The organism is Comamonas fluminis, from assembly GCF_019186805.1.
In the GTDB taxonomy this organism is placed as follows: Bacteria; Pseudomonadota; Gammaproteobacteria; order Burkholderiales; family Burkholderiaceae_C; genus Comamonas; species Comamonas fluminis.
Genome location: NZ_CP066783.1, coordinates 682,752 through 697,935, shown reverse-complemented (window position 1 = coordinate 697,935; position 15,184 = coordinate 682,752). Strand labels below are relative to the sequence as shown.

The following is a 15,184-nucleotide window of genomic DNA, read 5'->3' as shown; positions in this document are numbered from 1 at the left end:
GACCTGCCTCAAGACAGACCGGCTTGTTCAAAAAGCCGCCGCGCTGACATCAATACTCGCTACCATCTGCGCTAACTCGTTACAAAGCCCTCGATTCGCGCATGCCCGCCTTTACCTTCGAAGCCCTTGATGCTCAGGGTCAGACCCGCAAGGGCACTCTGGAAGCCGACAACGCCCGCGCTGCCCGCAGCCAGTTGCGCAACCAGGCGCTGGTGCCGCTGCAGGTCGAGCCGGTCGCCGCAGGCCAGAGCAAGCGCGGCAGTGCATCAGACTGGTTCACGCGCCCGGTCTTCAACTCCACCAGTCTGGCGGTGTGGACGCGCCAGCTCTCGGGCCTGGTCAACTCCGGCCTGCCCATTGAGCGCGCCCTGGCCGCGCTGGCCGAAGAGGCTGAAGACGCCCGCCAGCACCAGTTGCTGGCCGCGCTGCGCGCTGAAGTGAATGCAGGATCGAGCTTTGCCCGCGCGCTGGAGCAGCACCCACGCGAGTTTTCCGACATCTTCTGCGCCGTGATTGGCGCGGGCGAATCCAGCGGCAGCCTGGGCGCCGTGCTGGACAATCTGGCCGACGACCTGGAAGCGCGCCAGGCCCTTCAGTCCAAGCTGATTGGCGCATCGCTGTACCCGGCCATCGTCACACTGGTGGCCATCGTCATCGTGATATTTCTGGTCAGCTATGTGGTGCCGCAGGTGGCCAGCGTGTTTGCGGGCACCAAGCGGTCGCTGCCCATTCTCACCGTCATGATGCTGGCCGTCAGCGACTTTGTGCGCAGCTACGGCTGGTTCATGCTGATTGCACTGGTGCTGGGCGCCATCGGCTTTCGCATCGCCCTGAAAAATGAAGGTTTTCGTGAGCGTTTCGACGCCCAGTGGCTGCACCTGCCGCTGGTGGGCCGCCTGGCCCGCAGCTATAACGCCGCCCGCTTTGCTGGCACGCTGGCCATGCTGGCGGGTGCAGGCGTACCCATTCTGAAAGCCTTGCAGGCCGCCGCCGAAACCCTGAACAACCGCGCCATGCGCGCCGACGCCATGGACGCGCTGGTGCTGGTGCGCGAAGGCGCGCCACTGGCCTCGGCCATTGCACAGAAAAAGCGCTTTCCGGGGCTGGTTGCCATGTTTGCCCGCCTGGGCGAGCAAACCGGCCAGCTGCCACTGATGCTGCAGCGCGCCGCCACCCAGCTCTCCACCGAAGTGCAGCGCCGCGCCATGCACATGGCCACCATTCTGGAGCCGCTGCTCATCGTCGCCATGGGGCTGGTGGTGATGCTGATTGTGCTGGCCGTGCTCATGCCCATCATTCAGCTCAACCAGTTCGTCAAATAGAGCGAACCCAGCGCACTCCAGACACAAAAAAGCCCGGCATGCACCGGGCTTTGTCACTCCTGGGCGAGCTGTCAGGGCCTCAAGCCCTCCATACTCGGCGCCAAAGTTTACTCAGGCACCAAAGTTCAGCAAACCAGCGGCTTCGGCTGCAGCGGCTTCCTGGCGCACTTGTTCGCGGCTCAGCGAGCTGCCTTTTTGTGCAGCAGGCACGACATAACGTTCACCTTGCACAGGCATGGTGTGGTTGGCCACAGCCTGCTTGACCTGATCCGACACTTGAGCGCGTGTCAGCTGGCTTTGCGATGGCACTTGAACAGGGTAGTGATCGCCGGTGAAGTCCAGGCCAGCAGCCTGAGCAGCCATAGCGGACACAGCCAGAGCGGCGACAGCGGCAAAACGGATAGTGTTTTTCATGATTTTCTCCAGACCTTCTTGTTCAATGGCTCGTTGACTGATGCTGAAATTGACCGGTTGCAGCGAGCCCATGACCTGAACTTTAGGCACTTCCAGACCCCGGAAAAACCCTAGGATTCACAACGCTTTATTTCAAAAATCGCAACAATAAAAAGCGTAAAGAGGCCACCAACAGCTATCACTTCCGCAGCAGATAGCGCAAACACGACAGGGAGATCACACCGTTTTCACCCTGGGTCAGGGCCTGCGTATGATTCCAGCCTGTCCTCTCACTTCAAACTGAACACACCATGGCCGTGACTCTGGACGACAAGCTGGTCGTCGCCATCTCCTCGCGCGCACTCTTTGACTTTGAAGAGGAAAACTCGGTCTTCGAGCGCAGCGACCCCAACACCTATCTGCGCCTGCAGCGCGAGCGGCTGGATGTTCCCGCCGCCCCCGGCGTAGCCTTGTCGCTGGTGAAAAAGCTGCTGGCTTTCAATACCGACAGCCTGCAGCGCGTGGAAGTGGTGCTGCTGTCGCGCAACGACCCGGTCAGCGGTATGCGGGTGTTTCGCAGCGCCAAGGCGCATGGGCTGCACAGCATCCAGCGCGGCGTGTTCACACAGGGGCGCGACCCGTTTGGCTATCTGCGCCCGCTGGGGGCACAGCTGTTTCTGTCAGCCAATGCCGATGACGTGACACAAGCCCTGCAACTGGGCTACCCGGCGGCCCATGTCTTCACCGACTCCATGCGCGCCAGCGGCCACCACCCGCAGGAAGTGCGCATTGCCTTTGACGGCGACGCCGTGCTGTTTTCCGACGAGGCCGAGCGTGTGTTTCAGTCCGAAGGGCTGGAAGCGTTTCAGAAGCACGAGCTGGAAAAAGCCGCCCAGCCCCTGCCCGAAGGCCCGTTCAAACCGCTGCTGGCTGCGCTGCACCGCCTGCAGCAGGTGGATGTGCCGGGCATGCGCATACGCACCGCCCTGGTGACCGCCCGCAGCGCCCCCGCGCATGAGCGTGCGCTGAACACGCTGATGGACTGGAAGATCGATGTGGACGAAGCCATGTTCCTGGGCGGCCTGGCCAAGGGCGAGTTTCTGCGTGAGTTCGAGCCCGACTTCTTCTTTGACGACCAGACCGGCCATGTGCGCAATGCCGCAAGCCATGTGCCATCTGGCCATGTGCGCAGTGGCATTGCGCACGAAAAGGCGCAAGCCCCTTCGTAAAGCCCCGGCAAAGCTTGGCAAGGGATTGCAAAAGGCTGACTGCGCAAGGCCAGTGCGCTTGAAAATGCCGCCATGGCCTTCACTTTCAAAGACATGCGTCAAGCCAAAACACACTCTCTGCCCCAGCGCAGCACCACCGTCGTCAAGGCGGCCATGGGCGTGCTGCTGACCAGCGCCTTCCTGCTGCTGCCCACCGCTCGCGCCGAAGATGCAACGGGCGAGAAGCCTGAAACGCAGCTGTCCAAGGGCGAAATCAAGGCCCAGCGCCAGTTCAAGATGCTGGACTTCAACCAGGATGGCAAGCTCAGCCGCAAGGAAGTCTCCTTCATCCCCAAGCTGGCCGCGGCCTTTGATGAAACCGATACCAACAAGGACGGTTTTGTGAGCTACGAAGAAGTGCGGGCCTACGCCGTCAAATACCGCGCCGAGCGGGGTCTGGACAAGGCCAAGACGGCCCAGGCGCCAGCGGCAGAATCCGCTCCCGCAGCGGAGTCAGCTGCTAGCCATTCAGAAGCTGCCAGCGTAGAGCCTGAAAGCAAATAAGCCCCTAAAACCAATTAAAGCGCTTAAAAATCAAGCACAAGTAGCTATCAAAAAGATAACTGCACTCCAAAACCGGCGCACTCCAACAAAGTGACAGCAAGCAAGCAAGCGCCGCCCCGCAGCGACGCTGTCGTCCCTCTCCCATAGCGCGCAGCGCGTAGAGAGAGGGGCGCCCGGCTAGGGCGTGTTCACATTAATAGTTGACTGCTCATGCAGGCGCTGACAATCCAGCGCCTGCATGTACATCTCTCGCTCTCAATTCAAGCGCATCCGCCATCTGTTACCTAAGCCCCGTGGCAGTCGTCGTATCAGCCACTATCGCTTGCTCAATGCGCTGGCTTACATGGCCAGTAACGGCTGTAAATGGCGCGCACTGCCAACTCGATTTGGCCCATGGCATACGATTTACATGCGTCTGTACCGATGGGCGCACAGCGGCGTCCTGGTGGAAGTACTTGCACATTTACAGCAGGACCGACTTAGCCAGTGGTGTGTCCAAGCGTTGAGTCTGGATTCAACCATCGTCAAAGTCCACCCTGATGGCTGCGGGGCTCGCAAAAAAACGGTCCACAAGCCATAGGCAGGAGCCGGGGTGGCTGGAGCAGCAAGATTCACATGGTGGCCGCCAGTTGTCGAGATGCTTTGGTATGGAGCCTGACAGCAGGCCAAGCCGGTGATGGCCCCGAAGGCCGTCACCTCATTGAAGTCATTGGCGTCCAAGACGCACCTGTGTATCTGCTGATGGACAGCGCCTACGGCGGCGGTGACTTGCGAGCTGAGGCACTGGAGCGCAACTTGATACCTGTCGTCCCTGCGCACCCACTGCGCAAACACCCTTGGCAATTGGACAAACGACGATACCGCCAGCGCAATGAGATCGAGCGCTTGTTCCGGCGGATCAAGGCTTACCGGCGCATCTTCACGCGCTATGACAAGCTCGATGTTGTGTACGCGACCTTTATCTCAATGGCTTTGATTTGCGAACACCTGAGGTAATGTGAACACGCCCTAGGGGGAAGGCGCGCAGCGCCTCAGGGGAGCTACTTCCGTTTAATTCGGGGCTCCGAATAGGTCAGCGGCTCACTGCGCGCCGTCTGCTTGTTCTGCAGCAAATCTTCGCTCTTGCTGCTTTCCTGCGCCTGATCCACCGCCTGGGCACTGGCGCGCCACATGGATTGGATGAACTCGATCAGCTGCTTGGAGATAGGCTCCTTGGGCGGCTCATCCACCTCTTCCTTTTGCTTGATCTCTTCGGCCAGCGTCCAGTCGCGGTTTTCCGTATCCGGGGCCGAAGGCTGCTCGGGCGTGCGTACCGTTCGCCCTTCGCCAATCTTGTCCACAGACTCCGTCGCGTTGACCGCATTCACGGGCCGCACCTGCGCTGCCCCCGAGGCGCCTGTGGAATACAAATCCGCACCCTGGGTACGCCAGGGCGTCTGTGTACGGTCTAGAGGTGAAATTTGCATGGCTTGGCCCTCGGCAGTTGAAAAGGTTCAGGCGGGAAAACAGCTATCTCGCCTTGTTATCGGCCATGCTTGAGAAATCTTGAGAACTTTTTACAGTTCAAGTTTGATAGCTGGCAGCGCATATTGGGCATAGGCCAGCGCGATATTTCATGTCAATTTCTGCGCAGACATCAAAAAAAAGACCTCGCCGGTTTCCCGCGAGGTCTTCATGTCAGCAAGATGGCTTGGCTCAACTCAGAGGAAGCGCTCCAGCAGCTTGCGTGATGGCTTGTCCAGCTTGTTGCTGTCGGGAATACGGTACTGCACGCCGTCCTGACCGGTGATCTGCAGCTTGGTGCGGCCCGCCAGCTTGCGGATGTCTTCCTCGGCCTTGAGCACCATCTGCGTCAGGCCACGATCGGTCTGCAAATCCCAGGTACTGGGCGTGGAGTAGCTGGAGACCTTGAGAATTCGCTCAATGGTGGGCACAAATTCGCGCACAGCCAAGTCTTGCTCAATCAACTGGCGATGTTCGGGCTGCAGGTCCGCCATGCGGGACACCCACAGAGCCTCTTTGCCATCCGAGGCAATCAGCGACAGACCTTCGGTAGGCGCAGCAATCGGGAAGGCGCGCACGGGCACCACGGCTTCGAACACCGTGCCATCGCCCAGCGTCAGCACCAGACGGCCATGGGCATTGCGCACCAGCTGCATGCCGGTCAGATTGGAATGGGGGGCTTCAATCATGCTTGCTCCTTGCTCTGCAGCTTCAGGCCAGCAGCCTGTGCATCTTCTTCGGCTCGTCGGGCCTGGGCGTCGTACAGACGGAAGTAGTGGCCCTTCAGGTCCATCAGCTCATCGTGCGGGCCGACTTCCACGATCTCGCCGCGATCCATCACCACCAGGCGGTCGGCCTTGCGCAGCGTAGACAGGCGGTGGGCAATGGCAATCGTCGTGCGGCCTTGCACCAGATTGTCCAGCGCCTTCTGGATTTCCTTTTCAGTCTCGGTATCCACGGCGGAGGTGGCTTCGTCCAGAATCAGGATGCGCGGGTCAATCAGCAGTGCGCGGGCGATGGAAATACGCTGACGCTCACCACCGGACAGACCCTGGCCGCGCTCGCCCACCAGCGAGTCATAGCCGTGGGGCAGACGCAGAATGAACTCGTGTGCATGGGCGGCGCGGGCTGCGGCCACGATTTCTTCGCGGGTGGCATCGGGCTTGCCGTAGGCAATGTTTTCGGCAATCGTGCCAAAGAACAGGAAGGGCTCCTGCAGCACCAGACCGATATTGCTGCGGTAGTCCGACACCGACATGCGGCGCACATCCACGCCGTCCAGCTGAATCGAGCCTTCGGACACGTCGTAAAAGCGGCAGATCAGGTTGACCAAGGTGCTCTTGCCCGAGCCGCTGTGGCCCACCAGGCCAATCATCTCACCGGGCTTGATTTGCAGATCCAGGTGCTTGATGACGGCGCGGCTGCCGTAGCGGAAGCTCACGTCTTCCATGGTGATGGCGCCCTTGGCCTTGCTGGGCAGCTTCACGGGGTTGCTTGGCTCAGGCACGTTGCTGACGTGGTCCAGAATGTCAAAAATGCGCTTGGCACCGGCTGCAGCCTTTTGCGTGACCGAGACAATGCGGCTCATCGAATCCAGACGCGTATAGAAGCGGCCGATATAGGCAATAAAAGCGGTCAAAACGCCCACAGTGATGGAGCCGCCTGCTACCAAATAGATACCAAATGCCCACACCACCAGAATGCCGACTTCGGTCAGCAGCGTGACGGTAGGGGTGAACACCGACCAGGTTTTGTTGACTTTGTCATTGGCTTGCAGATTGACCAGGTTGGCGTCGGCAAAGCGGTCGGCTTCGCGCTGCTCCTGGGCAAAGGCCTTGACCACGCGGATGCCGGGGATGGTGTCGGCCAGCACGTTAGTCACTTCGGACCAGACGCGGTCAATCTTCTCAAAGCCGGTGCGCAGCTTGTCGCGCACGGTGTGGATCATCCAGGCGATAAAGGGCAGCGGCACCAGGGTGACCAGCGCCAGCCAGGGGTTGATGGAGAACAGAATCGCCGATGTCATCACGATCATCAGCACGTCGGTCGCAAAATCGAGGGCGTTGAGCGAGAGGAACAGATTGATACGATCTGTTTCAGCGCCGATACGCGCCATCAGGTCACCCGTGCGCTTGCTGCCGTAATAGTCCACCGACAGGTTCAGCAGGTGGTTATAGGTGGTGGTGCGCAGGTTCGAGCCTATGCGCTCCGACACCTTGGCCAGCACAAACGTGCGTGCCCAGCCCAGTGCCCAGGCCACCAGTGCCGACAAAAGCAGCATTCCCAGGTAGAAAACGACCAAATCACGGTCAATTTTTTCGCCGTTCTGAAAGGGAATCAGAATTTTGTCCATCAGCGGGATGGTCAGGTACGGCGCCACCAGCTGCGCGGCCGTGGTGGCCAGCGTCAGCAAAAAGCCCAGCAACAGCTGGCCCTGGTAGGGCTTGGCAAAGCGCCACAGGCGCAGCAGCACCCAGGTGGACGTTTGCGGCGCCTGCTGGCGGGCGCAGGCGGGGCATTCCTCGGTATCGGGGGGCAGCACGGTGTGGCAGACCGGGCAATGCGCCTGGTTCTCATCACTGACGGCGCTGTAGGCCTCCTGCTTGGCAATGCGCTCGCGTTGGCGGTCAAACTGCTGCATCAGCTGCAACATCGAGGTCTGGTGCGTCAGCGTGATGAACCACTGCGCCAGACGGGCATCGTGGTCATGCAGCTCCAGATTACCCACCCCGCCATGGTCCTGCAGCTTCAGGCTCTGGTCCACGGCCAGCGGCCACTCAGCCCATTGATGGGTCTGGGAATCACAGGCCAGCAGACGGTCTTGCGTCAGGGCCAGAAGGCCGTTGCCAAACTGTAATTGCGCACTCAGGTCAACCGGGACGACAGCTAATACGTTTTCATGAGAAGCGAGCTTGGCTCGCAGTTCGTCCCCCAGGGGACCGGCAAAGACTGCCGAGGCGTCCACAGTATGGTGATGTTGCATATTGAGTTATTTTTCTCCGCCGATGACGGCTCCAAGAGTCATGCGAGTAAGCGCATCGACATGGTGAACGTGGCTGTGCCTGACGCCCAATACCCTCTGGTTAACGCGCCAACCTGCATTTAGGCTGACAAGCGACACAATGCAAATTCTGAGCGCACAATGCCAATCCATCTTGGACAGGATTCTAAAAAATCCTGTTCTCCCCCCATTTATCCGCTGATAAACATGGCGAAATTCAACGACATCCAACTCTTGCGCACTACTTTCCTGCGTGGCCCCAGTGTCTGGACCTACCGCCCGGTACTGGAAGTCTGGCTGGATCTGGGAGAGCTGGAAGACTTTCCGTCCAACAAGATTCCCGGCCTCAACGAGCGCCTGACCACCTGGCTGCCCGATCTGATCGAGCACACCTGCGGCGTGGGCGAGCGCGGCGGCTTTATCCAGCGCCTGGAAGGCGGCACCTGGATGGGTCACGTGCTGGAGCACGTCATCATCGAGCTGCTGAACCTGGCGGGCATGCCTGCCGAGTTTGGCCAGACGCGTGAAATCTCCAAGCGCGGCGTATACCGCATGGTGTTCCGCTGCCCCGAAGAGGCCGTGGCCCGCGTGGCGCTGGAATATGGCCACAAGCTGCTGATGGCGGCCATCAATGACGAGAGCTTTGAACTCAAGCCCGCCATTCACGCCATCAAGACTGCCATCAATGACCGCTACCTCGGCCCATCCACAGGCTGCATCGTTGATGCCGCTACCGAGCGCCGCATCCCCCACATTCGCCTGAACGACGGCAATCTGGTGCAACTGGGCTATGGCGCCGCACAGCGCCGCATCTGGACGGCTGAATCCGACCAGACCAGCGCCATTGCCGAAGGCATTGCCCAGGACAAGGACTTCACCAAGCGCCTGCTGACGGCCTGCGGCGTGCCCGTGCCCGAAGGCCAGATCGTGGCATCGCCCGAAGAAGCCTGGGAAGTGGCGCAGGACATTGGCTTTCCCGTCACTGTCAAGCCTTCAGACGGCAACCATGCCCGTGGCGTGACGCTGGAGTTGTACAAGGAAGCCGATATCAAGGCGGCCTTTGCGCTGGCCGAGCCCGAAGGCTCGGACGTGATCGTCGAAAAATTCATCGACGGTGTGGAACACCGCCTGCTGGTGGTCGGTGGCAAGGTTGTTGCCGCCACCAAGGGCGAGACCGTTTCCGTCTATGGCAACGGCAAGGCCACCCTGCGCGATCTGGTGGAAGTGCTGAACCAAGACCCCCGCCGCGGCCCCGAGCAGGAATACCCGCTGGACTGGATCAATATGGAAGCCGGTGCCGTCAAGCTGGAACTGAACCGCCAGCATGTGACGCCCGACAGCGTCGTCCCCCAAGGCCAGGCCGTGCTGCTGCAGCGCAATGGCAATATGGCCATTGACTGCCTGGACGACGTGCACCCCGATGTGGCGTACTACGCTGTGCTGGCCGCCAAGATTGTGGGTCTGGACATCGCAGGCATGGACATGATCCTGAAGGACGTCTCCAAGCCCATGCAGGGCCAGGGCGCCATTCTGGAAGTCAATGCAGGCCCAGGTCTGCTGATGCACCTCAAACCCACGAGCGGCGCACCCCGCCCTGTGGGCATGGCCATTGCCGACCACCTCTTCCCCCGTGAAGATGGCCCCGGCGCTGGTCGTATCCCCATCGCCGGTATCGTCGGCACACGCAACAACGCCTTCATCGCCCGTCTGGTGGGCTGGCTGCTGCAACTGTCGGGCAAGCTCACGGGCGTGGCCAGCAGCGAAGGCATGTTCATTGCCAACCGCCAGACGCAAAAGACCAACACCGGCAACTGGGCTGGCGCACACCGCCTGTTGACCAACCGCCTGGCCCAGGCTGCGGTCATTCAGACCACTGCCCGCTCCATTCTGGAAGAAGGCCTGGCCTATGACCGCTGTCTGGTGGGCGTGGTCACGGATATGGATGGCTTTGAAACCCTGGCCGACCATGATGTGCACGAAGCAGGCCAGATGCGCCGCGTGATCCGCACCCAGATTGACGTGGTGCTGGACGAAGGCGCAGGCGTGCTGAACGCCGACCTGCCTGAAGTGGCCGAGCTGGCCGAGCTGTGCGACGGTGAAGTGATTCTGTATTCGCTCAACGCCGCCAACGAAGCCGTTGCCGCCCACCGCGCCAACACCGAAGCTCAGCATGAAGGCGGCCGCGCCGTTTTCGTCAAGGGCAGCAATGTGGTGCTGGCCACCGGTGCGCAAGAGCGCGTGCTGGGCACGCTGGATGCACTGAGTCTGCCCGGCGGCAAAAAGCCTGATACCCCTGCACTGCTGGCCGCGATTGCCACGGCCTGGGCGCTTGACATCACGCCCGAGCTGATCGGCGCGGGCATCAAGACCTTTGAGTACCAGGCCTGATAGCTCATCAAACGCTTCAATAAATATAGCTGCTGGCGCTTATCACATAGGTGCCCAGCCAAGAAATAGCTTGATTTCCAGCTGAAAGAAAACTATGCAGATCACCCGCACACGAGCCCTGCGTGGCCCTAACCTCTGGACCCGCAGCACCGCCATCGAGTCCATCGTGCACTGCGAAGACAGCGAGCTGCTGTACACCGCCATGCCCGGCTTTGAAGAAAAGCTGCGCGCGCGCTTTCCCACCATCGGCACACTGCAGCCCCATGGCGCAGACCAGCGCCTGTCGCTGGCCCATGTGCTGGAAGTCGCCGCTCTGTCGCTGCAAGCCCAGGCAGGCTGCCCCGTCACCTTCAGCCGCACGCATGAGACCGTGGAGCACGGCACCTTCCAGGTGGTGGTCGAGTACACCGAAGAAGCCGTGGGCAAGCTGGCCATGGAACGCGCCGAGGCGCTGGTCCAGGCCGCGCTGAACGACACTGCTTTTGACGCCGAAGCCACCATCGCCGAGCTGCGCGAACTGGACGAAGACGACCGCATCGGCCCATCGACCGGCGCCATTGTGGACGCCGCCGTGGCCCGTGGCATTCCCTTCCGCCGCCTCACCACCGGTTCGCTGGTGCAGCTGGGCTGGGGCTCCAAGGCCCGCCGCTTCCAAGCGGCTGAGATTGATTCGACCAGCGCCGTGGCCGAATCGATTGCACAAGACAAAGACCTGACCAAGCGCCTGCTGCACGCCGCTGGCGTTCCCGTGCCCATGGGCCGCCCCGTGGTGGACGTGGACGACGCCTGGAATGTGGCCCTTGAAGTTGGCCTGCCCGTGGTGGTCAAACCGCAAGACGGCAACCAGGGCAAGGGCGTGGTGGTCAACATCACCACCCGCGAAGGCCTGGAAGCCGCGTTCAAAGTGGCTAGCGAATTTGGCGATGAAATCATGGTTGAGCGCTTTTTGCCCGGCCACGATTTCCGCATGCTGGTCGTCGGCGGCCAGCTGGTGGCGGCTGCCCGCCGCGAGCCGCCCCAAGTACTAGGCGACGGCACACACACCATCCGCGAGCTGGTCAATATCGTCAACCAGGACCCCCGCCGCGGCACCGGCCACGGCACAGCGCTGACCAAGATTCGCCTGGACGACATCGCCATTGCCCGCATTGCCAGCGAAGGCCTGACGCCCGAATCCGTGCCCGCCCAAGGCCAGCGCGTGGTGCTGCGCAACAACGCCAACCTGTCCACCGGCGGCAGCGCCACCGATGTGACGGACGACGTGCACCCCGAAATCGCCGCCCGCGCCATTGAAGCGGCCCAGACCATCGGCCTGCACATCTGCGGCGTGGACGTGGTGTGCGAAACCATGCTCAAGCCACTGGAAGAGCAAAGCGGCGGCATTGTGGAAGTGAACGCCGCCCCCGGCCTGCGCATGCACCTGGCGCCCTCTTTTGGTCGCCCTCGCAACGTGGGCGTGCCCATGGTCGATGAGCTGTTTGCGCCTGGCGACGATGGCCGCATCCCCGTAGTGGCCGTGACCGGAACCAACGGCAAGACCACCACCACCCGCGTGATCGCCCATCTGTTCACCTCGCACGGCTGGCGCACCGCCATGACCAACACCGACGGTGTTTACGTCAATGGCCGCCAGATCGACAGCGGCGATTGCTCCGGCCCCAAGAGCGCCCGCAACGCCCTGGCCCACCCAGAGACCGATGCTGCCGTGCTGGAATGCGCACGCGGCGGTATCTTGCGCGAAGGCCTGGGTTTTGACCGCTGCCAGGTGGCTGTGGTGACCAACGTGGGCGAAGGCGACCACCTGGGTCTGAACTTCATCACCACCAAGGAAGACGTGGCCGTGCTCAAGCGCGTCATCGTGCAGAACGTGGCAACCGATGGCTACGCCGTGCTGAACGCGGCCGACCCACTGGTGGCCAATATGGCCCATGTCTGCCCCGGTAAGGTCATCTTCTTTGCCGCCGACCGCCACCATCCCGTCATGGCCACGCACCGCGCCCAAGGCAGCCGTGTGGTCTATGTGGACGAAGGCAATATCGTGGCCGCAGAAGGCTCTTGGCGCGAATCGATCCCGCTGCGCGAGATTCCTCTGACCCGCAACGGCACCATCACCTTCCAGGTGGAAAACATCATGGCCTCCATCGGTGCTGCATGGGCATCCGGTCTGCCATGGCAAACCATCCGCCGCGGTCTGGCAGGCTTTTTGAACGACAGCGACAACGCTCCCGCACGCTTTAACGTGATGGACTACCGTGGCGCCACCATCATTGCCGACTACGGTCACAACCCCGACGCCATGCGCGCCCTGGTTCAAGCCGTGGAAGCCATGCCCGCCAAAAAGCGCAGCGTGGTGATCTCCGGCGCAGGTGACCGCCGCGATCAGGACATCGTGGAGCAGACCCAGATTCTGGGCAAAGTGTTCGACGACGTGATCCTGTACCAGGACGCTTGCCAGCGTGGCCGTGAAGACGGCGAAGTGCTGGCCCTGTTGCAACAAGGCTTGCAAGGCGCTCCACGCACCAGCTACATCACCGAAATCCACGGCGAGTTCATCGCCATCGACCACGCTCTGGAACGCCTGCAACCCGGCGACCTGTGCCTGGTGCTGGTGGACCAGGTGGAAGAGGCGCTGGAGCATCTGCGCAAGCACGTAGCAGCACAATAAGCGCTGCCGCACTCACAAAAAAAGCCCCTGCATCAGGGGCTTTTTCATGTGCGCTGGCACACCCTTGCGGTTATGCCAGGGGCTTGAATCCGGTATCAAAGGTGGACTGCACCTCAAGCCTTTGCTTGAGCAAGCCTGCCTTGACATAAAAATCGGCAGTGCGCTGCTGGTCGGCAATAACCTGCGCATCAATGTTTTGCCATCGCATGGCCCGGCGTTCAAATTGCAACTTGGCCGCTGCGACAGGAATACCGATGATTTTGGCAAGCGACTGCCCATAAGCGTTCGCATTGCGATAAGACCAGACCTGCGCTCTTGCCACTCTCAATCTGAAATCCTGCAAGGCTTCACGCTTTTCTTTCAGTGCCACATCCGTGGCTGCAAGAAAGCTCAATCCGCTCCAGAGTCCGCGTCCGCTCACCAGAACGCGTGCATGCTGACTGGTTTCCGCCAGCGCCGTATAAGGCTCCCATGTTGCCCACGCATCGACTGCCCCCTGAGTCAGAGCCAGTTTGGCATCGGCCGGTGGAATGAACTTTATTTGCACCGAATCCAGAGGAAGACCTGCTGCATCCAAGGCCTTGAGCACCACAAAATGGCCTATGGAGCCGCGATTGGTGGCAATGCTTTTACCCTTGAGATCAGCGATGGATTTGAATGCCGAATCTGGTCGAACCAGAATGGCCGTGCCATAGGCATCAGAGCGCTGCGCGGAAAAGGCCTTGACCTGACTGCCCGCAGCCAGGCTGAACAGCAGCGGCGCATCGCCAATCACGCCAAAATCTATGGCCCTGGCATTGAGAGCTTCCGCCAAGGGTGCCGCCGCCGGGAATTCACTCCATTTGATGTCATATGGCAGACCCTTGCTTTCCCCCGCAGCATCCAGCAAGGCCTTGAGCCCACCCTTTTGATCACCGGCACGCAGTTCTACACGATGCGTCTGTGCCTGCACTGCCTCAGACAGACTGACTCCTGCCAGCACGGAGCCCAGTAGTCCGGTGAATTGCCTTCTTTGCATAAATATCCTTGTCATTTTCGAAATGCAAGAACCATTGCAGCAGCCAAGGCACTTCAAGTGAAGCGAGTTATTTGCAGATGCTTATGCGTAAAACGATGTGCCTGAATCGCGGATACCCAAATTCAATAGCCACGGCTCAGATCCACCAGATCCAGCAGCGGCAGCGCATTGCGATAGCGCTGCAGATTTTCAGCAAACTTGGATCCTATTCTTGCCTGCACATCACCCGCAGCCCAGGAAATATGCGGTGTCAGCCTGATTTTGGGGTGACTGTACAGCCAGTGTTTTTCGGGCAGTGGCTCCGGCTCGGTCACATCCAGAGTCGCCGCAGCAAGCAGGCCGGAATCCAGCGCCTGCCGCAACGCCTCCTGCTTCACCAAGCCGCCACGCGCCACATTTACAAGATGCATTCCCGGCTTGCAATGCGCGAAGGCATCCGCATTGAGCAAATGCCTGCTCGCCTCCGTCAGTGGCAAGGCCAGCACAACATGATCGCTGCTGCCCAGCAGAGCCTGCAGGCTACTGGCGTATTCAGTTCCATCGTCCGCATGGGACGGCGATAGTTGCTGTGTTCTGCGCAGGGCCTGCACCTGCATGCCAAAAGCCTTGGCGCGATGCGCTACAGCCTTGCCTATGGCTCCATAGCCCACAATGCCCAGCCGCTGGTTGCGCAGCACAGCCATGGGTTGAGAAAAAACTCTGGCAGACTCTCGCCCCCAATCAGACGCGTTCTTCACCTGTCTGGCATTCAGGCCCAGAGACTGCTCCAGCAGGGCTGACAGCACGTAATCGGCAATAGGGCCAGCAGCGACTCCACGTGAGCAACTGACCTGCACATCGTCAAACAGCCATCGGGGAAAATAATCCATGCCTACCGAAGCCAGATGAATCCAGCGCAGCTGGCCCGGCCAGCCAGGTGGCTTCTCGCGAGGTGCACCATGCCAGCCACTTCGTGGAGCAGTGAGCAGCACATCCGCCTCCTGCATACGCTCCCACGCCCTGTCTCTGCCTGCATCCAGAACCTTCACCCCCCGCAAGGAGGACAGTACGTCGTGCCCCAGCTGGTTGAGCACTGTGACTTTTCGAGCAGACGCGGTCATACCGATGTTCTTCCTTTGCTCA

12 protein-coding genes are annotated in these 15,184 nt (G+C 60.8%); 6 read left to right on the top strand and 6 right to left on the bottom strand.

Translation table 11 applies throughout. The features are described from left to right. The first annotated feature begins 101 nt into the window (after positions 1 to 101). On the top strand, positions 102 to 1,322 hold the full coding sequence (gspF, locus tag JDW18_RS03485) for a type II secretion system inner membrane protein GspF (RefSeq protein WP_218242361.1): 1,221 nt from the start codon (positions 102 to 104) through the stop codon (positions 1,320 to 1,322). Between the two features lie 111 nt (positions 1,323 to 1,433). Here the strand turns inward: gspF and JDW18_RS03480 are convergent, their stop codons facing one another. Beyond that, positions 1,434 to 1,736: a DUF4148 domain-containing protein gene (locus tag JDW18_RS03480; RefSeq protein WP_218242360.1), complete on the bottom strand. Its 303-nt coding sequence runs from the start codon at positions 1,734 to 1,736 to the stop codon at positions 1,434 to 1,436. A 290-nt stretch (positions 1,737 to 2,026) separates the two neighbouring features. Between JDW18_RS03480 and JDW18_RS03475 the strand changes: the two genes are divergently transcribed. The 3 genes from JDW18_RS03475 to JDW18_RS03465 all read left to right on the top strand — a co-directional run bounded on the left by JDW18_RS03475 (position 2,027) and on the right by JDW18_RS03465 (position 4,483). After that, complete coding sequence (locus JDW18_RS03475; protein WP_218242359.1) at positions 2,027 to 2,944, top strand: 5'-nucleotidase; 918 nt, start codon at positions 2,027 to 2,029, stop codon at positions 2,942 to 2,944. Positions 2,945 to 3,016: 72 nt separating this feature from the next. Then, positions 3,017 to 3,487, top strand: coding sequence for an EF-hand domain-containing protein (locus tag JDW18_RS03470; protein WP_218242358.1), 471 nt, complete (start codon positions 3,017 to 3,019; stop codon positions 3,485 to 3,487). A 238-nt stretch (positions 3,488 to 3,725) separates the two neighbouring features. Continuing rightward, positions 3,726 to 4,483, top strand: a protein-coding gene (locus JDW18_RS03465; RefSeq protein ID WP_218240878.1) for an IS5 family transposase whose coding sequence is annotated in 2 segments (ribosomal slippage) — positions 3,726 to 4,041 and positions 4,041 to 4,483 — 759 coding nt in all. Because the reading frame shifts where the segments join, the coding sequence is not laid out codon by codon here. A 44-nt stretch (positions 4,484 to 4,527) separates the two neighbouring features. On the opposite strand, the gene JDW18_RS03460 is transcribed toward JDW18_RS03465, so the two are convergent. The 3 genes from JDW18_RS03460 to JDW18_RS03450 all read right to left on the bottom strand — a co-directional run bounded on the left by JDW18_RS03460 (position 4,528) and on the right by JDW18_RS03450 (position 7,973). Further along, on the bottom strand, positions 4,528 to 4,953 hold the full coding sequence (locus JDW18_RS03460; RefSeq protein WP_218242357.1) for a hypothetical protein: 426 nt from the start codon (positions 4,951 to 4,953) through the stop codon (positions 4,528 to 4,530). Between the two features lie 234 nt (positions 4,954 to 5,187). Next, positions 5,188 to 5,679 (bottom strand): cyanophycin metabolism-associated DUF1854 family protein, encoded by a 492-nt coding sequence (locus JDW18_RS03455; RefSeq protein WP_218242356.1) that lies wholly within the window; start codon positions 5,677 to 5,679, stop codon positions 5,188 to 5,190. After that, entirely contained in the window at positions 5,676 to 7,973 is a 2,298-nt protein-coding gene (locus tag JDW18_RS03450; RefSeq protein WP_218242355.1) for a cyanophycin metabolism-associated ABC transporter, read from the bottom strand. The genes JDW18_RS03455 and JDW18_RS03450 overlap by 4 nt, the downstream gene beginning before the upstream one ends. A gap of 225 nt (positions 7,974 to 8,198) precedes the next feature. Here JDW18_RS03450 and JDW18_RS03445 point away from each other — a divergent pair, with 225 nt between their 5' ends. Both JDW18_RS03445 and cphA read left to right on the top strand, forming a co-directional pair. Next, entirely contained in the window at positions 8,199 to 10,379 is a 2,181-nt protein-coding gene (locus JDW18_RS03445) for a cyanophycin synthetase (protein WP_218242354.1), read from the top strand. A gap of 94 nt (positions 10,380 to 10,473) precedes the next feature. Beyond that, complete coding sequence (gene cphA / locus JDW18_RS03440) at positions 10,474 to 13,044, top strand: cyanophycin synthetase (protein WP_218242353.1); 2,571 nt, start codon at positions 10,474 to 10,476, stop codon at positions 13,042 to 13,044. Positions 13,045 to 13,114: 70 nt separating this feature from the next. On the opposite strand, the gene JDW18_RS03435 is transcribed toward cphA, so the two are convergent. Then, positions 13,115 to 14,062, bottom strand: a complete 948-nt coding sequence (locus tag JDW18_RS03435) for an ABC transporter substrate-binding protein (RefSeq protein ID WP_218242352.1) — start codon at positions 14,060 to 14,062, stop codon at positions 13,115 to 13,117. 122 nt (positions 14,063 to 14,184) lie between these two features. After that, positions 14,185 to 15,162, bottom strand: a complete 978-nt coding sequence (locus JDW18_RS03430; RefSeq protein WP_218242351.1) for a D-isomer specific 2-hydroxyacid dehydrogenase family protein — start codon at positions 15,160 to 15,162, stop codon at positions 14,185 to 14,187. Positions 15,163 to 15,184: the final 22 nt, after the last annotated feature.